This is a genomic window from Vreelandella vilamensis (genome assembly GCF_031451755.1).
Lineage (GTDB): Bacteria > Pseudomonadota > Gammaproteobacteria > Pseudomonadales > Halomonadaceae > Vreelandella > Vreelandella vilamensis.
The window spans coordinates 99,801-119,760 of record NZ_JARWAN010000001.1; the positions used below are offsets into that span (position 1 = coordinate 99,801).

Annotated in this window: 18 protein-coding genes and 2 tRNA genes; 16 read left to right on the forward strand and 4 right to left on the reverse strand. The window is 56.3% G+C overall.

Annotated features, from left to right (window positions below):
• Positions 1–31 precede the first annotated feature (31 nt).
• From QC823_RS00455 to nadA, 3 genes are all read left to right on the forward strand, one after another.
• Positions 32–107, forward strand: a tRNA-Lys gene (locus QC823_RS00455).
• Positions 108–182: 75 nt separating this feature from the next.
• Positions 183–258 (forward strand) — tRNA-Lys (locus tag QC823_RS00460).
• Between the two features lie 263 nt (positions 259–521).
• Positions 522–1,550 carry a quinolinate synthase NadA gene (gene nadA, locus QC823_RS00465; RefSeq protein WP_309654390.1) on the forward strand — a complete coding sequence of 343 codons (1,029 nt, stop codon included), beginning with the start codon at positions 522–524 and terminating at the stop codon, positions 1,548–1,550.
• 37 nt (positions 1,551–1,587) lie between these two features.
• Here nadA and QC823_RS00470 read toward each other — a convergent pair whose 3' ends face one another.
• On the reverse strand, positions 1,588–3,063 hold the full coding sequence (locus QC823_RS00470) for a M48 family metalloprotease (protein WP_309654538.1): 1,476 nt from the start codon (positions 3,061–3,063) through the stop codon (positions 1,588–1,590).
• Between the two features lie 191 nt (positions 3,064–3,254).
• Between QC823_RS00470 and QC823_RS00475 the strand changes: the two genes are divergently transcribed.
• Positions 3,255–3,518 (forward strand): sulfurtransferase TusA family protein, encoded by a 264-nt coding sequence (locus QC823_RS00475; RefSeq protein ID WP_309654391.1) that lies wholly within the window; start codon positions 3,255–3,257, stop codon positions 3,516–3,518.
• Positions 3,515–4,639, forward strand: a complete 1,125-nt coding sequence (locus tag QC823_RS00480; protein ID WP_309654392.1) for an AI-2E family transporter — start codon at positions 3,515–3,517, stop codon at positions 4,637–4,639. The genes QC823_RS00475 and QC823_RS00480 overlap by 4 nt, the downstream gene beginning before the upstream one ends.
• Positions 4,640–4,714: 75 nt before the next feature.
• On the opposite strand, the gene QC823_RS00485 is transcribed toward QC823_RS00480, so the two are convergent.
• Complete coding sequence (locus tag QC823_RS00485; protein ID WP_309654393.1) at positions 4,715–5,185, reverse strand: peroxiredoxin; 471 nt, start codon at positions 5,183–5,185, stop codon at positions 4,715–4,717.
• Between the two features lie 237 nt (positions 5,186–5,422).
• On the opposite strand from QC823_RS00485, the gene dapA reads away from it, so the two are divergent.
• From dapA to purC, 3 genes are all read left to right on the forward strand, one after another.
• Positions 5,423–6,307, forward strand: a complete 885-nt coding sequence (gene dapA, locus QC823_RS00490; RefSeq protein ID WP_309654394.1) for a 4-hydroxy-tetrahydrodipicolinate synthase — start codon at positions 5,423–5,425, stop codon at positions 6,305–6,307.
• A gap of 77 nt (positions 6,308–6,384) precedes the next feature.
• Positions 6,385–7,383 (forward strand): lipoprotein, NlpB, encoded by a 999-nt coding sequence (locus QC823_RS00495; protein WP_309654395.1) that lies wholly within the window; start codon positions 6,385–6,387, stop codon positions 7,381–7,383.
• 31 nt (positions 7,384–7,414) lie between these two features.
• The gene (gene purC / locus QC823_RS00500; RefSeq protein WP_309654396.1) at positions 7,415–8,131 is read left to right on the forward strand and encodes a phosphoribosylaminoimidazolesuccinocarboxamide synthase; all 717 of its coding nucleotides are present in this window, start codon (positions 7,415–7,417) and stop codon (positions 8,129–8,131) included.
• An 18-nt stretch (positions 8,132–8,149) separates the two neighbouring features.
• On the opposite strand, the gene tsaA is transcribed toward purC, so the two are convergent.
• Positions 8,150–8,866: a tRNA (N6-threonylcarbamoyladenosine(37)-N6)-methyltransferase TrmO gene (tsaA, locus tag QC823_RS00505; protein WP_309654397.1), complete on the reverse strand. Its 717-nt coding sequence runs from the start codon at positions 8,864–8,866 to the stop codon at positions 8,150–8,152.
• A 140-nt stretch (positions 8,867–9,006) separates the two neighbouring features.
• On the opposite strand from tsaA, the gene QC823_RS00510 reads away from it, so the two are divergent.
• Positions 9,007–9,534 carry a GNAT family N-acetyltransferase gene (locus tag QC823_RS00510; RefSeq protein ID WP_309654398.1) on the forward strand — a complete coding sequence of 176 codons (528 nt, stop codon included), beginning with the start codon at positions 9,007–9,009 and terminating at the stop codon, positions 9,532–9,534.
• A 110-nt stretch (positions 9,535–9,644) separates the two neighbouring features.
• Here the strand turns inward: QC823_RS00510 and nadC are convergent, their stop codons facing one another.
• The gene (gene nadC, locus QC823_RS00515) at positions 9,645–10,499 is read right to left on the reverse strand and encodes a carboxylating nicotinate-nucleotide diphosphorylase (RefSeq protein WP_309654399.1); all 855 of its coding nucleotides are present in this window, start codon (positions 10,497–10,499) and stop codon (positions 9,645–9,647) included.
• Positions 10,500–10,602: 103 nt separating this feature from the next.
• On the opposite strand from nadC, the gene ampD reads away from it, so the two are divergent.
• The 7 genes from ampD (at position 10,603) to QC823_RS00550 (ending at position 19,960) form a co-directional block, all read left to right on the forward strand.
• Positions 10,603–11,226, forward strand: coding sequence for a 1,6-anhydro-N-acetylmuramyl-L-alanine amidase AmpD (gene ampD, locus QC823_RS00520; RefSeq protein WP_309654400.1), 624 nt, complete (start codon positions 10,603–10,605; stop codon positions 11,224–11,226).
• A 348-nt stretch (positions 11,227–11,574) separates the two neighbouring features.
• Positions 11,575–14,247, forward strand: coding sequence for a pyruvate dehydrogenase (acetyl-transferring), homodimeric type (gene aceE, locus QC823_RS00525; RefSeq protein ID WP_309654401.1), 2,673 nt, complete (start codon positions 11,575–11,577; stop codon positions 14,245–14,247).
• A 53-nt stretch (positions 14,248–14,300) separates the two neighbouring features.
• Entirely contained in the window at positions 14,301–16,343 is a 2,043-nt protein-coding gene (gene aceF / locus QC823_RS00530) for a pyruvate dehydrogenase complex dihydrolipoyllysine-residue acetyltransferase (RefSeq protein WP_309654402.1), read from the forward strand.
• Between the two features lie 271 nt (positions 16,344–16,614).
• A complete protein-coding gene (gene adk / locus QC823_RS00535; protein WP_309654403.1) occupies positions 16,615–17,271 on the forward strand; it encodes an adenylate kinase in 657 nt (218 codons plus the stop codon).
• A 123-nt stretch (positions 17,272–17,394) separates the two neighbouring features.
• Positions 17,395–18,093 (forward strand): tRNA (adenosine(37)-N6)-threonylcarbamoyltransferase complex dimerization subunit type 1 TsaB, encoded by a 699-nt coding sequence (gene tsaB, locus QC823_RS00540; protein WP_309654404.1) that lies wholly within the window; start codon positions 17,395–17,397, stop codon positions 18,091–18,093.
• A complete protein-coding gene (locus QC823_RS00545; RefSeq protein ID WP_309654405.1) occupies positions 18,090–18,794 on the forward strand; it encodes a class I SAM-dependent methyltransferase in 705 nt (234 codons plus the stop codon). The genes tsaB and QC823_RS00545 overlap by 4 nt, the downstream gene beginning before the upstream one ends.
• Positions 18,795–18,835: 41 nt before the next feature.
• A complete protein-coding gene (locus tag QC823_RS00550) occupies positions 18,836–19,960 on the forward strand; it encodes a phospholipase D-like domain-containing protein (RefSeq protein WP_309654406.1) in 1,125 nt (374 codons plus the stop codon).

Genomic DNA, 19,960 nt, shown 5'->3' on the forward strand with positions numbered 1-19,960 from the left:
TCGTATCCGTAAGATATGCATCCGTTCAGGCGGGTCGTTAGCTCAGTTGGTAGAGCAGTTGACTTTTAATCAATTGGTCGTAGGTTCGAATCCTACACGACCCACCAATCCTAAATGAGGTAAAACCGCTAGAAAGAGTTGTTAGTAGAGAAAGGTAGTTAGTAAAAAATTGTAAGTAAAAAGGGTCGTTAGCTCAGTTGGTAGAGCAGTTGACTTTTAATCAATTGGTCGTAGGTTCGAATCCTACACGACCCACCAAATTCAACGCCCTTGGCAGTTCGCTGTCAGGGGCGTTTTGCTGTGGGCGCGGACATTGCAGTGCGATTACGCACATGCGTACGACAATTGCCCTTGCAGCAGGCAACATTTTGCTAGCAAAATGGTCAAATGCTTTGAAACGATCAGGCCAGCCACCGCGAGAGACGCAACGGCTTGCCGTTTAGGCGCAGTGCGTGCGGAGTGCATACGCTGCGGTCGATGTTCAACAGGGGGATTCCCTGTTTGTCACAGTGGTAGACACAATGACGATTATGACTTCTCAAGCGGAGCTCGATACGCAGCTCCCTAGTGCATACTGCCCCACGCAGATTCCCGCGGAAGATCAGGCGCGTGTTGAAGAGATCAAGCGCTTGCTAAAAGCGCACAACGCCGTGCTAGTAGCGCACTATTATACCGACGATGCCATTCAGCAGCTGGCCGAAGAGACTGGCGGGTGTGTGGCGGATTCTCTCGAAATGGCACGCTTTGGTGCGCGCCATGACGCCACTACCTTGGTGGTCGCGGGTGTGCGCTTTATGGGTGAAACGGCCAAGGTTCTCTCACCGGAAAAACGCGTGTTGATGCCGACGCTCGAAGCGACCTGCTCGCTGGATATCGGCTGCCCGGCGGATGAATTCAGCGCCTTTTGTGATCAGCACCCTGACCGTACCGTGGTGGTTTACGCCAATACCTCGGCGGCGGTTAAAGCGCGTGCGGATTGGGTAGTGACCTCTTCCATTGCGGTGGACGTGATCGAGCATTTACAAGCGAAAGGCGAGAAAATTCTGTGGGCGCCGGATAAGCACTTAGGTGGTTATATCCAGAAAAAAACCGGCGCCGACATGCTGATGTGGGATGGGGCTTGCATCGTTCACGAAGAATTTAAAGCCAAAGGGGTTGAAGATTTAAAGCGCCTTTACCCGGATGCAGCAGTGCTCGTTCACCCCGAGTCGCCCGAGCCAGTGGTTCAGCTTGCCGATGTGGCAGGCTCAACCTCGCAGCTGATTAAGGCCGCGCAGACGCTGCCCAACGATAAGCTGATCGTGGCCACCGACCGCGGTATCTTCTTTAAAATGCAGCAAGCGGTGCCGGAGAAGACGCTGTTTGAGGCCCCCACCGCGGGCAACGGGGCAACTTGTCGAAGCTGTGCACACTGCCCGTGGATGGCGATGAACGCCTTGGACAATCTCGCTGGCTCGCTACGCGAAGGCACCGGTGAAGTGTTTGTCGATGAGGCGTTACGCCAGCAAGCGCTCAAGCCGCTGGAGCGGATGCTGAACTTTCAGCGCTAACCGTAAATTGCGTGCCTACGTTTGCGATTCCCGCCCGTTAAAACTTGTCCAGCGCCTCGCGGTATTCAATAAATGCCTCGCGGCGCTGCTCAATGCGCCCCAACACGCGCGTGTCGTTTTCTTGCTCGGCGGCATCGCGTGCGATATCCAACTGACGAATACCGCGGTCCACTCGACCGGTGAGTTGTAAATATTCGGCGCGGGCTAAATGCCCCCAACCATTGTGCTGGCTTCGTCCGGCGGCTTCAGCCAGGAGATTGAAAGCTTGGGGGGACTCTGGGTGCTCGGCGGCGATGTCGCGAAGCAAGTCAAACGCTGCAGACGGGTCGCGCTGCAGCTGGGCTTCGGCAAGAATGAGCTGCGCCGGTAGATAACCCGGCATCAAGCGAAGCAGGCGCTGGCTGCGCTCGATGGCATCCTCAAAACGACGTGTTTCTAGGGCAACTTGGGCGGCAGAGGCGGGTAGGGCGCTATAATCCGGGTGTGCGCGCGCGAGTCGGTCGAGTGTTTGCAGCGCCTCATCGATGTGCCCGTTACGAGCGGCAATGAGTGCCTCAAGATAGTCGAGTGCTGCCTCTTCGGCGTTTTCTTGACGCAAGCGCGTAACGGCTTGCAACGGGTCGTTAGCGTGAATGTGTAAAAGCGCACGGCCGCGCATCATGTCATAGAGCGTATCGCTATGGCGCGAATCGGTCACGTCAAGTTGCGCGGCACGGGCCTGTGTATCGCTTAAGCGGTTTTCGCTGATGGGGTGGGTAAGCAGAAACTCGGGCGGGGTGCCGCCTTGAAGCCTTGCCATGCGTTGCATTTCGCGAAACATCTGCACCATCGCATCGGGGTCGTACCCTGCCGCCGCAAGTGCTTGTAGGCCGACGTGGTCGGCTTCCTCTTCGTAACGCCGCGAGTAGGTAAGCTGATCTTGCAAAAGTGCTGCCTGCGACCCCATCGCCGCCGCAATACCCGCATCGCCCGCGCCACTGGCAGCGATTATCATGCCCGCGAGCATGGCCGCCATGGCGGGGATTTGCGTCTGCTCGGCGCGGGCTGTGCCACGCGCGTAGTGGCGCTGGGCGATATGGCCGAGCTCATGGGCGATCACCGAGGCAAAGGCGCCTTCATCTTCAGCAAAGGCGAATAGCCCTGCATTGACGCCAATCACTCCGCCCGGCACGGCAAACGCATTCAGCGAGGGACTATCGACCATGACCGTGACCGTATCAATGCCGTTAATATGGCTGTGCGGGGCTAAACGCGCGACTAAGCGATCAAGGTAGTGATGGACGATTGGATCCTGCCATTGCGGCGCTTGAGCGCGGAACTGCCTCAACCAAGCGCGGCCTAAGCGAGTCTCCTCGCTGGTTGCTGTTGATGAAACGGTGCTTAATGTAGGCAGCTGATGGTCGCCTGATTGATAGACACCCTGTGCCGCGCCGCCTGTGCTGTAAAATAGCGTACTGGCTGTCAGAGCAGCGGCACAAAGCCACCCGTAGCGAGCGAGACGAAGACGTGGCATAGCATCCTCTTGCATGATGGTAAGCGGCGGGGTTACGTCAGCCGTATTGACGACGGCGTAGCCAACGCTGTGACATTGATTCACGGTGAGAAGTGCCGTTAAATCGTAACCGTTTGGCGTTGGGTGTTGATGTCTCGCATCATGCCACATAAATGCACCATATAGCGGGGTTGGGAATGTCGAAAGAGACGATGACGGATTCACGTAGTATCGGCGAGCCAGATGCGCTGTTGGACGCGAGCGGTTTGCACTGCCCGCTACCGCTGCTCAAAGCAAAACAAAGCTTGGCCTCGTTAGAAAAAGGCAAGCTGCTTGAGGTGCGCGCAACCGATGCCGGGTCATGGCGCGATATGGCATCATTCACTGAGCAAAGTGAGCACACGTTAGAGGCACGAGAGGAGCGTGAAGGCATCTATTATTATTGGATTCGTAAGGCTGGGGTGAGTGCGTCATGACCATGCGCACCATCTTTAAAAGTTGGATAGAGCGCTATTTTTCTGATGAGGAAGCGATCATCCTGCTGCTGGTATTGGTCGCAGGTTTTGCGGCCATTATCTGGCTTGGTCGCATGTTGGCCCCATTTTTTACCGCGCTGATTATTGCCTTTTTGTTGCAGGGAGCGGTAAGCGCGTTAACGCGCCGACGTGTGCCGCATCTGTTAGCCGTAGTGATCGTCTTCTTGGCTTTTGTTAGTGTCTTATTGACCTTGGCGTTCATTCTCATGCCATTAATTTGGAACCAGCTGGTGGGGCTGGTGCAAGAAACGCCCAGAATGTTTGCCAGTGGCCAGGATTGGTTGGATGCGCTTCAGTCGCGCTACCCTAACTTGATCACGCCGGATCAAATGCAGAGCTGGATTGGCGTTGCCAGCCGAGAAATCAGCCAACTAGGGCAGCGGGCATTAACGCTTTCGCTGGCGTCGCTTGGCAACATCATGGCGCTGATCATCTACCTTGTTTTAGTGCCCATTTTGGTTTTTTTCATGCTCAAGGATCGCGATAAGTTGGTGGGATTTATCCTGTCATTGCTGCCGCAAAAGCGCGATTTAATGACGCGCATTTGGCACGAAATGGATGCACAAATTGCCAATTATATTCGCGGTAAGTTCATTGAAATTATTATCGTGGGCTCGGTTGCGTTTTTTACTTTTGCCTATTTTAGATTGCCGTATTCAGCGCTTTTAGCGGTGTTGGTCGGGTTTTCCGTGCTTGTGCCCTATATCGGCGCGGCGGTAGCCACGCTTCCGGTGGCGGCGGTGGCAGGCTTTCACTTCGGTATCAGTGATGAGTTTGTTTATGTGTTGATTGCCTACGGTGTCATTCAGGCGCTTGACGGTAATGTGCTATCGCCGGTTCTGTTTTCGGAAACGAACAATATTCACCCGGTCTCCATTATTGTCGCTGTGCTGTTTTTTGGCGGTATTTGGGGTTTTTGGGGCATCTTCTTCGCCATTCCGCTGGCAACGCTGCTTAAAGCGCTGGTACATGCGTGGCCGCGTGGGTTGCGTAGTCAAGGTGAAGGGCGGGGAAAAAGTATGCCTCAGCGTGTTAAAGAGGATGAGACCGCAGCGCTTTAGCGCGGTCAACGTGCGGATGCTGTTACACGTTGACCGCTGAGGGCATAAAGGGCCGCGTGCCCGGTGTCTAAGTGGTCAGTTGTTGAGCGCTTTCGCCGCGTCTAACACCTCATCCACGTGGCCAGGGACTTTGACGCCTCGCCACTCTTGCGCGAGGTTGCCGTCGGTGTCGAGCAAAAACGTGCTGCGCTCGATGCCAAGATGCTCTTTGCCGTACATCTTTTTGCGTTTGATCACGTCAAATAGCTGGCAGACGGTTTCGTCTTTGTCGGAAATCAGGGCAAAGTTGAAATCTTGCTTGGCTTTAAAGTTCTCTTGGGCACGAATGCCATCTCGCGAGACGCCAATAATCACGGTGTTAGCGGCGTCAAATTGCGGTTTGCGGTCGCGAAAATCGCCGCCTTCCGTGGTGCAACCAGGGGTGCTAGCTTTTGGGTAGAAATACACCACGACCTGCTGCCCACGTAGCGCGGATAGCGTAACGGTTTTATCGCCGGTAGCGGGAGCAGAAAAATCAGGGACGGGTTGGCCAATTTCAACGCTCATAGTGGACTCCTCATTAAGGTTAAAGACCGTATGATTACACGCAAGCAGCGCTACGCTGTCAAAAATAACCACCTAAAACATCACGTACGCTTGGACGTAATAGACGCGCGCCAGTGAAATATGCCTACGTCGGCCGCTTTGCGCTGTACAGGGTCGAGCCGCCTGAGTACCATTTGCACTTATTGTTCACCGCACGCGGTGAGCGCATACCCTTATTTGACGTTGAGGAAGAAACGGATGATCACAGGCAGCATTGTCGCCCTAGCGACGCCGATGAAGGTCAATGGCGACATCGACTGGGAGGCGCTTCGTCGTCTGGTGAACTTCCACCTTGAAAACGGTACCGATGGCATTGTGGCCGCGGGGACTACCGGCGAGCCGACGACCATGTCATTCGCCGAGCACTTTGACGTGATTCGAAGCGTCGTGGAAGAAGTCAATGGGCGTATCCCGGTGATTGCCGGTACCGGCGCCAACGCCACTTCCGAAGCGGTGGAGTTAGCGCGTTACGCCTCAGAAGTGGGCGCGGATTACTGCCTCTCGGTGTGCCCGTACTACAATAAGCCGACCCAAGAAGGCTTGTATCAGCACTTCAAAGCCGTCGCCGAAGGCAGCAAACTGCCGGTCATTTTGTATAACGTGCCGGGCCGTACGTGCTCAGACCTTTATAACGAGACCGTTGTTCGTTTGGCGGAAGTAGACAATATTATCGGCCTGAAAGATGCCACCGGTAACTTGGAGCGCGCTGAAGACTTGATTAGCCGCGTGAAGGGTAGCGGTTTTATGCTTTATTCCGGTGACGACGCCACCGCCTGCGATTTCATGCTGATGGGCGGCCACGGCGATATTTCGGTGACGGCCAATGTCGCTCCTAAAGCGATGCATGATTTGTGCGCTGCCGCAGTGGCCGGGGATGCCGATAAAGCGCACCAGATCAACACCCGCCTTATGCCGCTGCACACCAACTTGGGCATTGAGTCCAACCCAATTCCGGTGAAATGGGCGCTCAATCGCATGGGCTACGCCGATGCCGGCATCCGCTTGCCGCTGACGTGGTTGTCTGAAAAGTATCACGCCACCGTGAGCGAGGCGCTGCAGCTTGCCGGTGTGGTTGAGGAGTAATCCTGTCGAGGCGTTCACGTTGGCTTGGTGCTAAAGCGTGTGCCTGGCCTCCATTTTTTGAATACTAAGGTGGCTTGATGAGTTCTGCGCTTAAAATCTCGGCGTTTAAAATCCCCGCGCTTAAATGGGTCCCGCTGGCTCTGGTATCGGCGATGGCGCTGTCAGGCTGCGCGCGTGAAGGCTTCTATGATGATCGCAACCTCGATTATGTCGATGTCGAGCCGGGATCCCCGCTGAACCTGCCCGATACCCGGAACGCCCAGCGCTACGGTGATGTGCTGCCGGTGCCCGAGGTCGCGAGCCCATCGCGTTTAAGTGAGCCCAGCGACGTGCGCCCACCGCAGCCGCTCACCCTTGCCGGCGGCATCGAGTCAGCGTTTGTTGAGTCGCGTGAAATTGACGGTCAGCGCTGGTTGGTGGTAGCGGCAGATGCGGGCACGGTTTGGCCACTGCTTGAGTCGTTTGTGCGCTCCCAGCCGGTTGATGTGACCCGTGTCAGTCCCTCGCAAGGGGTTATCAACCTGTCGCAGGGGCAAATCAGGCTGCAAAGCGCATTGCGTGCCGGGCACAGCGAAGTACGTTGTGAGCAACAAGGCACATCGCTTGCAAACTGCCTTAACGCGCTTGACGACTATCTCAGCGCGCGCGCCAGTACGGAGGGTACGCTGTCATCTTCGCTCAATGCCCAGCGCTATGCCGATCAAAAAGCGCTGGTGTTCCGCCAAAACGGTGAGCAGTGGGCGGTAAACATTCCGTATCAGGCCGACCGCGTTTGGGCAGAGCTCGACCATTTTCTGGCGTTGGATTTTGACGTTGAGGGCCAACGCGAGCTGATTGAAGCGCGCCCATCGGACTATGCCTTTGTGGTGGATTATACACCGCGCGAGCTGCGTGATTTCGGTTTGTGGACGCGAATGATGAACCCGCTAACTAATACCTCACCCTACCGGGTGCGCCTGGCGCTTGAACCCCGTGGCGAACAGGTTGTACTGCGTGCGGAAAATGCCGGCGAGCGCGTTCTCAGCGCCGAGCATCAGCGCGAGTTGTTAGAGCGCGTGGCTGGTTATTTACGTTAATTATTTCTCCTTCGACTCTCTCGGAGCCCCCATGGAAAAGCGCCAAGAACTTTATGCCGGTAAGGCAAAGTCTGTTTATACCACCGACGATCCTGATTTGCTGGTGCTCCAGTTTCGCGATGATACCAGTGCTTTCGATGGTAAAAAGAAAGAGGCGCTGGCAAGAAAAGGCTTGGTTAACAATGTCTTTAACGCCTTTATTATGGCGCGCCTAGAAGATGCTGGCATTCCGACTCACTTTGAGAAACGTCTCTCCAACACCGAAAGCCTGGTGAAGAAAATGAAGATGATCCCGGTGGAGTGCGTGGTGCGCAATATTGCCGCGGGTGGTCTAGTGAAACGTTTGGGCGTGGAGGAGGGCATGACCCTTACGCCGCCTACGTTTGAGCTGTTTTTGAAAAACGACGATAAGGGCGACCCGATGATCAACGAGTCGCTCGCTGAGACCTTTGGCTGGGCTAAGCCCGAGCAGCTAGCCAAAATGAAAGACCTGACCTTTAAGGTCAATCACGTGCTTAAGCAGCTATTCGCCGAAGGCGGGATGCTCTTGGTGGATTACAAGCTAGAATTTGGCATTTTCAACGGCCAGGTGTTCCTGGGCGATGAGTTTTCGCCCGATGGTTGTCGCCTGTGGGATGCCAACACGCGGGAAAAAATGGACAAAGACCGCTTCCGCCAGGGGCTTGGCGGTGTGATTGAAGCTTACGAAGAAGTCGGTCGCCGTATCGGTATTACGTTCCCGGCATAAGCAAGCGGGCTTTCCGTTTTACACCGTTTCAATGGCCATGACCGCTAAGGTTGTGGCCATTTTGTTGTGAGTGGTGTTGCGCCATGCTTGGAACTTAACGTCCACGTCGCGCAGCCTGACACCGTAGACGCGTTGACTGTCGATATCTCGTTGGTATGCCGGGCGTGGGTCTTGGCTGAGCACTTGCGTAATCAGCGCTTGTAGCGAGTCGCGATCGTCGCGCTGCGACAACACGTTTAGCGCTTGTGGCTGAAAAATGACCTCAACGTTTGGCGGCGGTGCCGGTGCGAATCCGGCGCTGGCGTCAGGTTTGGCTTCTGCCCACGGCAGGTAAGGTTTGATATCCACCACTGGGGTGCCGCTTACCAAGTCGCAGCCGACAAAGATAAGGCGTACACCACACTGGGTATCAATGCGCTCAAGCGCGAGGAGAGAAAGCCCTAACCGGTTGGGCCGGTTAGGGCTGCGGCTGGCAAAAACCCCCACCTTACGGTTGCCGCCTAAGCGCGGTGGACGCACCAATGGGGTCCACGTGGGTGGGTTCTGGTGGAAAATAAAGCTGACCCAGAGATGGCTGACCGCTTCTAGCCCGCGCACGCTAAGCGGGTCATTGAAGGGCGCAACGAGCGTCAGCGTGGCACTTGCCGCAGGGGCAAGCCCAGGTTGGCGCGGCACGCCAAATTTATCCGGGTAGTCGCTATCGATGTAGCCAATCGGCGTGAGGGTGAAGTCCATTGCTACGTTCATTCCGTGGTTAAAGGATAAAGGCTTCAATGTAGGGTGGTGGAAATTAACCGTAAAGGGGTGTGAAGCGTGTGTCAGTATAGGGTAAGTTGGGCTTTTCTCTCGGATAGGCAAGAGATAGCGAGGCAATTATGACCGAAGCGTTAGCTCCGTCTTCTGCGACGGTTGCGCCGCGCGTCGTGTATCGACAAGCGCTGGCGCGCGACGGTGCCGATCAGGCCGAAGTGTTCTATCACGCGGTGATGCAAGGGGCCGCGAACCACTACTCGCTGACCGAGCGGCGCGCCTGGGCGAATGTCTTGCCGCGCGAAGCCTGCGCCTGGACGGCGCGGCATCCGCTTTACATGACCCTGGTGGCAACTTGCGATGGTCGTTGCGTGGGGTTTTTGGAGCTTGACATCAGCGGGGCGCGGGTCGAGACCCTATACGTTTGGCCGTCGCTTACCGGGCGTGGTATCGGCACCACCTTGCTGATCCACGCCGAACGGTTACTGTTAGAAGCCGGGTGCAGTGCAATTGAGATTGAGGCGAGTCTTGTGCTGTATGAGCGCTTAGAGCGTCGCGGCTGGCAAAACCTCGGTGAGCGTTGGGTGGAACGCGGTGGCGCGCAACTAAAGCGTTTTCACTTGCGTAAGCCGCTGCTCGCCGTGGAGACCTGACGCTTTAGTTCTCTCATTAGTTCTCTTAATAACGGCTTCAACAATTCTTCAAAACAATTCTTTAAATAACGGCTACCGCAAGGACTTTATGAAGCCTTCGTTGTCTCCGTTTAGGTAGAGTACGTGCGCGTGAGGCGCATGGAGAGGTCAATAGACGTAATATTCTTGGTGAGCGCGCCGCTTGAAATGCAGTCTACACCGGTGTCCGCAATCGCTTTCAGCGTCGTGGCGTTTATGTTGCCTGAGGCTTCTAAGGTGGCGCGGCCACTGCCTCGCTTGACGGCTTCGGTCAGTTCTTCCAAAGAAAAATTGTCCAGCATGATGACATCGGCACCGGCGTCAAGCGCCTGCTCTAGCTCGTCGAACGTCTCCACCTCTACCTCAACGGGGACGTCGCTTGCTAGCCTGCGCGCCTCCTTCACGGCGTTGGCAATGCTGCCGCACGCGGCAATGTGGTTTTCCTTAATTAAAAACGCATCCCATAGCCCAATACGGTGATTGTGGCCGCCACCGCAAGTGACGGCGTATTTTTGCGCCAAGCGCATATTGGGTAGCGTTTTGCGTGTATCGAGCAGACGCACGCCGGTATCGGCAATCAAGTCGACGGCGTGTCGCGTGGTGGTGGCGGTGCCCGAAAGCGTTTGCAGGACGTTAAGTGCCGCTCGCTCGCCAGTCAGCAAGCTTCTCGCCGGGCCTTTCAAGCGCAAAAAGCATTGATCAGCGGCTAAACGGTCGCCATCGGCGGCTTCCCACGTCAATATCACACGGCTGTCCAAACGACGGAAAATTTCATCCACCCAGGCAACGCCACAAAGCACAGCATTGTCACGGGTGATAACGTGTGCTTCTGCCCATTGGGATTCTGGAATTAGTTGAGCCGTAATATCGCCAGGCCCCACGTCTTCAGAGAGCAAGTGGGCGGCGTTAGCGCGGATCTCTTCGGCAAGGGCGGTATAGTAGTGCATAGAGCGAGTGAATTCCCTGAGCATGAATTGACGTATAACGCCATTATAGTGAAAGAACGCACGTCACGTCATAGGCGTTCAAAATAAGCAATAGGAGTATCGAGTGGCCAGCCCTTCACAAGACAGCGCTCTACAAGACGCGACGTGGTGGTTCAAGGCGCGGGTTGTGGACTCGCCTAACGCCGATGAGCGTCCCAATGGCGAAGTCTCGTTGGTCGTGCTGCACGCCATCAGTTTGCCCCCCGGTCAGTTTGGCGGTGAGGCCATTGAGGCGCTGTTCACCAATCGGCTGGCGCCTAATGATCACCCTTTTTTCGCCAGCATTGCATCGCTTCGTGTGTCGGCGCATTTTTTGATTCGCCGCGAGGGTGAATGCGTGCAGTTTGTGGATACCCAGCGCCGCGCGTGGCACGCCGGGCGCTCGCATTGGTGGGACGCGCGGCAAAAAAAAATGCGCCAAGCGCTCAACGACTTTTCGATTGGCATTGAGCTTGAAGGGGATGATGTGACGCCCTTCACCAAAGCGCAGTACGTAAGCTTGGCGCAGCTGATGAGCATATTAATGGCCCGCTATCCCGCGCTTGATCTCACGCGTATCACCAGCCATGCCAAGGTTGCGCCGCTGCGTAAGACCGACCCCGGCCCCGCGTTTGATTGGGCATACTTCCGTCAGCGGCTGATGAAAGCGCAACAAATGCACGCAGTAGACAATAAAACGGTAGTTTAACTACATCTGCGGTGTAAGTGGAGGTTTGTCATGTTGGCGTTAACAAATGCTTATGCTGCGGTGCATTATGCTGTTTTTGGTCGTATTTTGCGGTTTTTTGCAATTGGCAGCGCGACTACTTTGCGGTATCTTCAGCAATACAAAAGGCTAATTTTTACTAAAGTTATGTAGCTTAACTACATTCTTGATGCGCTAAGCGTTACTTAATGTCTTGAATGTAGAGAAATTTAACTCATCGGCCGCTGTGCCGGTGGTAATGGGATTGCGGCCATCGATGAAGGCTGCATGCCCAGGTCCCTAGCGGTTCGCGGGGGCCACTGTCATTTATCGTCATTCGGAGAGACCTCTATGAGTCTGGAGACAAGAGAAGATCTCGATCCGACCGAAACCACGGAGTGGCTAGAATCCCTGGAATCGGTACTGGATCGTGAGGGCGAAGAGCGCGCCCGCTACCTGATGACCCGCTTGGCGGATCGTATGCGCCGGGATGGTATGAAGGTGCCCTTCTCAGTGACAACCCCGCACCGCAATACGCTTCCCGTTCACCGTGAAGCGCCGATGCCGGGCGACTTGTTTATGGAGCGTCGTATTCGCTCCTTAATTCGCTACAACGCGATTGCGCAGGTTATTCGTAACAACCGTGCTAAGCCCGGTCTAGGTGGACACATTGCTAGCTTCATGTCCTCCGCGACGCTTTACGATGTCGGCTTTAACCACTTTTTCCGCGCGCCCAACGGCGATTTCGGAGGTGACCTAGTTTACATTCAGGGGCACGTGGCGCCCGGTATCTACGCGCGCTCGTTCTTGGAAGGTCGTCTCAACGAAGAACAGATGGATAAATTCCGTCAGGAAGTTGATGGTGATGGTCTTTCGTCTTACCCCCACCCGTGGTTGATGCCGGATTACTGGCAGTTCCCCACGGTGTCCATGGGCTTGGGGCCGATCATGGCGATCTACCAAGCTCACGTGATGAAGTATCTGCATTCGCGTGAAATGAAGGACATGCACGATCGCAAGATCTGGTGCTTCATGGGCGACGGTGAATGCGACGAGCCGGAATCCCTCGGCGCGATTTCGCTGGCCGGGCGCGAGAACCTCGACAACCTGATCTTCGTGATCAACTGCAATCTCCAGCGCTTGGACGGCCCAGTGCGCGGCAACGGCCGAATCATGGACGAATTGGAAGGCGTCTTCCGCGGCGCGGGCTGGAACGTGTTGAAGGTTGTCTGGGGCCGCCATTGGGATCCGTTGTTCGAGCAAGACAAAAAAGGTGTGCTACAAAAGCGCATGGATGAAGCGGTCGACGGCGAGTACCAGAATTACAAAGCCAACGGCGGTGGCTATACCCGTGAGCATTTCTTCGGCAAATACCCCGAAACCGAAGCAATGGTCAAGAATATGTCCGACGAGGATATTTGGAAGCTCAACCGTGGTGGTCACGACCCGTTCAAGGTCTATGCGGCTTATCACGAAGCAGTTAACAACGCCGCGGGCAAGCCAACGGTCATTTTGGCGCATACCATCAAAGGCTACGGGATGGGGAGCGGCGATGGCGAAGCCGCCAACGAAGCGCACCAGGTCAAGAGCATGGAGCATGAAGCGCTGAAGACATTCCGTGACCGCTTCGGTATTCCGCTCACCGACGAGCAGCTCAAAGAAGTGCCTTATTACAAGCCGGATGATGACTCTCCCGAGCTTAAATACATGCACCTGCAGCGCGAACGCCTTGGTGGCTACCTGCCTCAGCGCCGCGCGGATTTTGAGCCATTGTCGATCCCGGCATTGGAAGATAAAACCTTTGCCTCGCAGATGGGCGGCTCCAAAGGGCGTGAAGTTTCCACCACCATGGCTTTTGTGCGGATTCTTAATGGCCTGGTGAAAGACAAGAACATCGGCAAGCAAGTGGTGCCTATCATTCCCGATGAGGCGCGCACTTTTGGCATGGAAGGCATGTTCCGCCAGCTCGGTATCTACACCTCAGAGGGGCAGAAATACGAGCCGGTCGATAAAGGCCAGATCATGTTCTACCGCGAGGATAAGCAGGGCCAGATCCTCGAAGAAGGCATCAGTGAAGCCGGGGCGATGTCGGCGTGGATTGCCGCGGCGACTTCCTATAGCAATCACAGCTTGCCGCTTTTGCCGTTCTATGTGTACTACTCAATGTTTGGCTTCCAGCGTATTGGTGATCTCGCGTGGGCGGCGGGCGATCTGCAAGCGCGCGGCTTTATGGTCGGCGGCACCGCCGGGCGCACCACGCTCAACGGTGAAGGCTTGCAGCACCAAGATGGCCATAGCCTAATTCAGGCCTCCACCATCCCCAACTGCCGTAGCTACGACCCGACGTACGGCCATGAAGTGGCGGTCATCGTACAGGACGGTTTGAAGCGCATGTTCACCGAGAAGGAGAACTGCTTCTACTACCTGACCGTGATGAACGAGAACTACGAACATCCGGCTCTCGACGATGTGCCTGCCGACGATATCGTTAAAGGCATGTATCTGCTGCGCGAAACGAAAGGTAAAAAAGGTCGCGTTCAGCTGATGGGTTCGGGCACCATTCTGCGCGAAGTTGAAGCGGCGGCTGAGCTTCTGGAGAACGATTGGGGTGTGGGCGCCGATATTTGGAGTGTGCCTAGCTTTAACGAGTTGCGTCGCGAAGCGCTGCTGATTGAGCGTACCGCCTTCTTAAATCCTGACGATGAGGCACCTAAGCCGCACGTTACCCAGTGCTTGGAAGGCCGCGACGGTCCGGCGATTGCCGCTACCGACTACATGAAGCTCTACGCGGATCAGGTGCGCGCGTGGGTGCCCACCGACTACAGCGTGCTGGGTACCGATGGCTTTGGCCGTTCGGATACCCGCGAGAAGCTGCGCTACTTCTTTGAAGTGGACCGCTACTTCGTCACCGTCGCGGCGCTGAAAGCGCTGGCGGACCGTGGCGATATCGAGCGCAAGCGAGTGGGTGAGGCGTTGAAAAAGTATGCCATCGACCCAGCCAAGCCTAACCCGCTGACCAGTTGATCCTGGCCCGCGGGGTGCCCGCGGGCTTGTGACAAGTTGAGAGGAGCGCGACCTTGAGTAGCGAAATCATCAAAGTCCCTGATATCGGCGGTGACACCGATGTCGAAATCATCGAGATTGCGGTGTCGGAAGGCGACGTCATCAAGGCGGAAGATACCTTGATCACGCTGGAATCCGACAAGGCCAGTATGGATGTCCCGGCGCCTAAGGGCGGCAAAATCACTAAGGTGCTGGTCAAAGAGGGTGATACCGTCTCGGAAGGCGACGACATCGTCGAGATCGAAGCCGAAGGCGGCGGTGAGAGCGAGGAAGCCTTGGACGAGCCTAAGGCGGAATCACAACCCGACGCCTCGCCTGCGGAAAAGCCGACCTCAGAAAAGTCGTCATCGCAAAAGCAAGAGGCGCCGAAAAAGGCCACCGGCGGCGGTAAGCAGACTGTGGATATTAAAGTCCCGGACCTTGGCGGCTCAGAAGACGTCGAGATTATCGAGGTGGCCGTCAGCAACGGCGACGAGGTTAACGCGGAAGATACGTTGATCACGCTGGAGTCCGACAAAGCCTCGATGGACGTGCCCAGCCCTCACTCGGGCAAGATTGTGGCGTTCACGGTCAAAGAAGGTGATACCGTCTCCGAAGGTGACGTAATCGGCCAGATGGAAATTGCCGGTGAAGGCGGCGGCGACGCAGAAGACATGGCAGACGCACAGACGTCCAGCCACGCCAGCAGCGAACCACAAGCAGCGGCTGAGCAGGATGCCGAGCCGGAAGCAGTCGCCAGCGGCGAGCCGGAACGCAAAGAAATTCGCGTGCCGGATCTCTCTGGCTCATCGGACGTGCCAATTATCGAAATCGGCGTGGCCGCAGGGGATGAGGTCAACGAAGAAGATCCGTTGATTACGCTGGAGTCCGATAAGGCGTCGATGGATGTGCCAAGCCCCTATAAAGGCAAACTTCTGGAGCTTACGGTAAAAGAAGGTGACACCGTCTCGGAAGGCGATGTGATTGGCTATATCGAAGTGGCAGGGGCCAAGAAAGCGGCGCCGAAAAAGTCGACAGAAAAGCCGGTCTCGTCGGGTGAATCTTCGCCACAGAAAGCGTCAGCCCCGGCAACAAGCAGTGGCGGCACACCGAGCCCCGAAGCGCAGATGGCATCCCATAAGCCGCGTGATGGTAAGTTGGTGCACGCAGGCCCTGCGGTAAGGATGCTAGCCCGCGAGCTGGGCGTCGATCTTGCGCTGGTCAAGCCGAGCGGTCCTAAGGAGCGTGTGCTAAAAGAGGACGTGCAAAACTACGTCAAGCAGGCGCTGGCCAACAAAGGCAGCGCGCAGGCAGCAGCTCCTGCGGCAGCGGCGAGCGGTGACGGCATTCCGCCGGTCCCGCAAGTCGACTTCAGCCAGTTTGGTGAGGTCGAAGAGAAGCCAATGGGGCGCTTGCTCAAAATGGGCGCGACCAATCTGCATCGCAGCTGGCTCAACGTGCCGCACGTCACGCAGTTTGACGAAGCGGACATCACCGAGCTTGAAGCCTTCCGCAAGTCGATGAAGGCCGAAGCCGAAGCGCAAGGGGCCAAGCTCACACCGCTGCCGTTTTTGGTCAAAGCATGTGCTTTTGCGCTGCGTAAGTTCCCGCAGTTTAACGTCAGCTTAAAAGGCGACGGCGAAACAATGGTGTGGAAGAAATATGTCCATATCGGTGTTGCCGTGGATACGCCGGAAGGGTTGATGGTGCCGGTGGTGCGCGACGCGGATAAGAAGTCCTTGATCGAGATCGCCAAGGATATGGCCGAACTGGGCAAAAAAGCGCAGAGCAAAAAGCTGAAGCGTGATGAGATGACCGGTGGCTGTTTCACCATTTCGAGCCTTGGCTCTATTGGCGGTACAGCGTTTACGCCGATCGTCAACGCACCGGAAGTGGCAATCTTGGGCGTGTCGAAATCGCAGATGAAACCAATATGGGATGGCGCTGAGTTCCAGCCGCGCTTAATGATGCCGCTGTCGCTTTCTTATGACCACCGTGCCATTAACGGCGCCGATGCGGCGCGCTTTACCGCCTTCTTGGCCGATGCGTTGACCGATATCCGGCGCTTGCTGCTGTAGACTTGGCACTCTGCTTGTAGACGCGGTCCTGAGTCTGCATGCCAAAGCACGACCCCCAACGGCGCCTTCGGGCGTCGTTGGAGTTTTATGCGTACCCACACACGACCAAAGCGTTACGACCAAAGTGCAGCGTTAGTAATAGAGTGCTGTTTTTGAAGTGTAAAAGGCGATAAAAAGTATCACTCTCAGGCTTTTGGAGAGTTGTGTCGCTTCATTGGCGCGGGTATTGTCGTGAATCTTATTTTTTATTTGTCATTCAAGGAGCAGTGCCATGCGTTTGATCCTGTTAGGCGCCCCGGGCGCAGGCAAGGGGACTCAGGCTCAATTTATTTGCGAGCAGTACAACATCCCGCAAATTTCCACTGGGGACATGCTACGTACAGCGATTAAAGAGGGCAGTGAGCTTGGCCTCAAGGTCAAGGAGATCATGAATACGGGTGGCCTCGTCTCTGACGATATTATTATCGACCTAGTGAAAGAGCGTATCAGCCAGCCGGATTGTGATAATGGCTTCCTGTTTGATGGTTTCCCGCGCACCATTCCGCAGGCGGATGCCATGAAAGAGGCGGGCGTTAAACTGGACCATGTGCTAGAAATCGCCGTCCCGGATGAGGAGATTGTCAATCGTCTCGCGGGCCGTCGTGTCCACCCGGCATCGGGTCGCGTCTACCATGTGGAGTACAATCCGCCCAAAGAGCCGGGCAAAGATGATGTGACTGGCGAATCGCTGATTCAGCGCGACGATGATCAAGAATCGACCGTGCGTAACCGCCTAGCGGTTTACCATGAGCAGACCGCCCCGTTGGTTGATTACTACCAGCAGTGGGCAAAAGAGGATCCTGAGGCTGCGCCTAAGTATCATCGCGTGGAAGGGGTTGGTAACGTGGACGATATCACGCGCCAAGTGAAAGAAGCCCTCAGCTCGTAAGTGGCGATGCGCTCATCGTGATAAAATGCAGTTGATGATGGCCCGCCGCGTGCGGGCCATCGTCGTTTAGGGATGGCATGGGTATAATCTCGGCGTTAACTGGCTTTCACGTAGGTTCACTATATGTCGCTACACCTGTTGGCGTTAGACGCCTCTTCCAGTGCATGCTCGGCGGCGCTGCTGCGTCGTGACGGAGCGCGCGAAACCTGCCTTACGCGCTTTGAAATGACACCGCGCGCCCATACCCGGCGGCTAATGCCGATGGTGGATGACGTGCTTGCCGACGGTGGCGTGACGCCCGCCCAGCTGGATGCCGTCGCGTTTGGCCGTGGGCCGGGGTCTTTTACCGGTCTTCGTATTGCGGCGGGAACCGCACAGGGCTTGGCTTTTGGCTTGGATTGCCCGCTCATCGGTATTTCGACGTTGGAAGCATTAGCGCTGCAGGCTCACCGTCGTTTTCACTACCGCTATATCGTGACGGCGATTGATGCCCGAATGGGAGAAATATACGCCGCAGCGTGGCACTGCGCCGATGACCGTGTCACGGCACAAAGCAACGAAGCGGTGCTACCGCCTGCGCGCTTGTTACTGCCCCGCCAAGATACGGATTGGGCGGGGGTGGGCTCAGGCTTTGCCCTTTGGGAGCAGTTTGCCGCCGAAGTGCAGGTGGCGATGTCGCAGCACCTTAGCGACATAGAGCCTCGCGCCGAAGAGATGGCGTGGCTGGCAGCGCGTGACTTTGACGCAGGCCTCGGGCAGGCAGCGTATGATGCCCAGCCGGTTTACTTACGGAATGAAGTGGCGTGGAAAAAGCCCGCATGAGGCACGACAAGATTCCTTTGCCGCCAGGGTTTGTCCTTGAGTCGCGAGAGAACGGCCTCGTGTTGGCAGCTGATGAGGCGCGCTACGGTAAGCCGCTATGGGTTGATTTTGTTGGCGGTAAAGCCGGTCACCGGCGTCGGTTCGGCGGTGGGCGCGGGCAGCTTGTGGCAAAAGCGTGTGGGTTGGCAAAAGGCGTGACCCCGAACGTGGTGGATGCCACGGCAGGGCTTGGCCGCGATGCGTTTGTGCTGGCAAGTTTAGGCACGCGAGTCCTCATGGTGGAGCGCGTGCCCGCGATTGCCGCCCTGTTAGCCGACGGGGTAGTTCGTGCGCGCAAGGAGCCGGAAACCGCGGGTATTGTGGCGCGTATGTCGCTGCACGTAGGTGATGCCGAGCGGGATCTTGCCGCTATCGTGGCAGAGGCTGATTTTACCCCACACGTGATTCACCTCGACCCGATGTTTCCCCATCGTGAGAAGTCGGCGTTGGTGAAAAAAGAGATGCGCCTATTTCGCGAGCTCGCTGGTGATGATAACGACGCCGGTATGCTTCTGCAGACGGCCCTATCAGTGGCGACCCATCGCGTCGTGGTCAAGCGTCCGCGCAAAGCACCTCCCATTGAGGGGCCAGCGCCGCAACATACTCTCGAAGGCAAAACCAGCCGCTATGATGTGTATGTGCATCGCTCGTTAAAGCGCTAGGTTCAGTGTTAGCCAATCTGAGTTAGGAGCCCCCACTGCATATGCGCCACCCCTGGCACGTCCACAATCAGTTTACGCTGTTGCCGGAGTCTAAGCGGTTTTTACCCGCGATGTTTGCCGAACTGACGCAGGCAAAGCACTATGTGTTTGTCGAGCTGTATCTTATGGAGTCAGGAACGCTGGCTAGTCGAGTCATCGATGCGTTGGTAAACGCGGCTCGTCGTGGGGTTTACGTGGCGCTTTTGTTGGACGGTTACGGTGCGATGGGGCTTTCAAATGCTGATCGCTGGCGTTTGCATGCGGGAGGTGTGGCGTTGCGCTTTTTTAACCCCTTGGGCTTTCACTCTTTAGCGCGGAATTTAAGCCGTGACCATCGCAAAATCATGTTAGTGGATGGCCAGGTGGCGTTTGTGGGCGGTTTTGGTGCCGTAGATGCGTTTCTTAACGCCTGGTATGAAATCGCCGTGCGTGCCGAAGGGCCGGTAGTGACGGATTGGGAGACGCTTTTTCGCCATCTCTGGTGCTCGCGCATGACGCGCGACTATGTAAGCGACAAGCCTGCCATGACACTTCCGCTATTGCGCGCCGATACGCAGCGCGCGAGGGGGGAGATGCGGGGGCGCGCGATGGATGGGCGCGGCTATCGCTATCAGGCCATTCGCCGTTCGTTGCACCAACGCGTGGATGGCACCGCAACGCGGTTATGGCTCTGCACGCCCTACTTTGTGCCCACGTTTACCCTGCGGCGTCGATTGGCCCGAGCCGCCCGGCGTGGTGTGGATGTGCGCTTGCTAGTACCCGGTGGCGAAAATGATCACCCAGGGGTGCGTTACGCGTCGCAGCGCTTTTATCATGCGCTGCTGAAAGCGGGCGTGCGCATTTTCGAGTTTCAGCCGAGTTTTATCCATGCCAAATTTGTCTTGGCTGATAACTGGAGCAGCATTGGCTCGTGCAATTTCGATCACTGGAACTTGCACTGGAACTTAGAAGCCAATCAAGAAGTTGACGATCCGCAGTTTGCACAGGAAGTGCGCGAGTTGTTTGAACGTAATTTTGCCACCAGTGATGAAGTGGATGCCACCGCGTGGGCGGCCCGACCCTGGAGACAGCGTGCCAGAGAGTGGTTATACGGCACGCTTGATAGCATGGTGACCCGTCTCAAATAA

Bases quoted from the DNA above. Each gene is read 5' to 3' on its own strand.
- nadA (WP_309654390.1), top strand. From the start codon at position 522: ATGACGATTATGACTTCTCAAGCGGAGCTCGATACGCAGCTCCCTAGT.
- QC823_RS00470 (WP_309654538.1), bottom strand. From the start codon at position 3,063: ATGCCACGTCTTCGTCTCGCTCGCTACGGGTGGCTTTGTGCCGCTGCT.
- QC823_RS00475 (WP_309654391.1), top strand. From the start codon at position 3,255: ATGACGGATTCACGTAGTATCGGCGAGCCAGATGCGCTGTTGGACGCG.
- QC823_RS00480 (WP_309654392.1), top strand. From the start codon at position 3,515: ATGACCATGCGCACCATCTTTAAAAGTTGGATAGAGCGCTATTTTTCT.
- QC823_RS00485 (WP_309654393.1), bottom strand. From the start codon at position 5,185: ATGAGCGTTGAAATTGGCCAACCCGTCCCTGATTTTTCTGCTCCCGCT.
- dapA (WP_309654394.1), top strand. From the start codon at position 5,423: ATGATCACAGGCAGCATTGTCGCCCTAGCGACGCCGATGAAGGTCAAT.
- QC823_RS00495 (WP_309654395.1), top strand. From the start codon at position 6,385: ATGAGTTCTGCGCTTAAAATCTCGGCGTTTAAAATCCCCGCGCTTAAA.
- purC (WP_309654396.1), top strand. From the start codon at position 7,415: ATGGAAAAGCGCCAAGAACTTTATGCCGGTAAGGCAAAGTCTGTTTAT.
- tsaA (WP_309654397.1), bottom strand. From the start codon at position 8,866: ATGGACTTCACCCTCACGCCGATTGGCTACATCGATAGCGACTACCCG.
- QC823_RS00510 (WP_309654398.1), top strand. From the start codon at position 9,007: ATGACCGAAGCGTTAGCTCCGTCTTCTGCGACGGTTGCGCCGCGCGTC.
- nadC (WP_309654399.1), bottom strand. From the start codon at position 10,499: ATGCACTACTATACCGCCCTTGCCGAAGAGATCCGCGCTAACGCCGCC.
- aceE (WP_309654401.1), top strand. From the start codon at position 11,575: ATGAGTCTGGAGACAAGAGAAGATCTCGATCCGACCGAAACCACGGAG.
- adk (WP_309654403.1), top strand. From the start codon at position 16,615: ATGCGTTTGATCCTGTTAGGCGCCCCGGGCGCAGGCAAGGGGACTCAG.
- tsaB (WP_309654404.1), top strand. From the start codon at position 17,395: ATGTCGCTACACCTGTTGGCGTTAGACGCCTCTTCCAGTGCATGCTCG.
- QC823_RS00545 (WP_309654405.1), top strand. From the start codon at position 18,090: ATGAGGCACGACAAGATTCCTTTGCCGCCAGGGTTTGTCCTTGAGTCG.
- QC823_RS00550 (WP_309654406.1), top strand. From the start codon at position 18,836: ATGCGCCACCCCTGGCACGTCCACAATCAGTTTACGCTGTTGCCGGAG.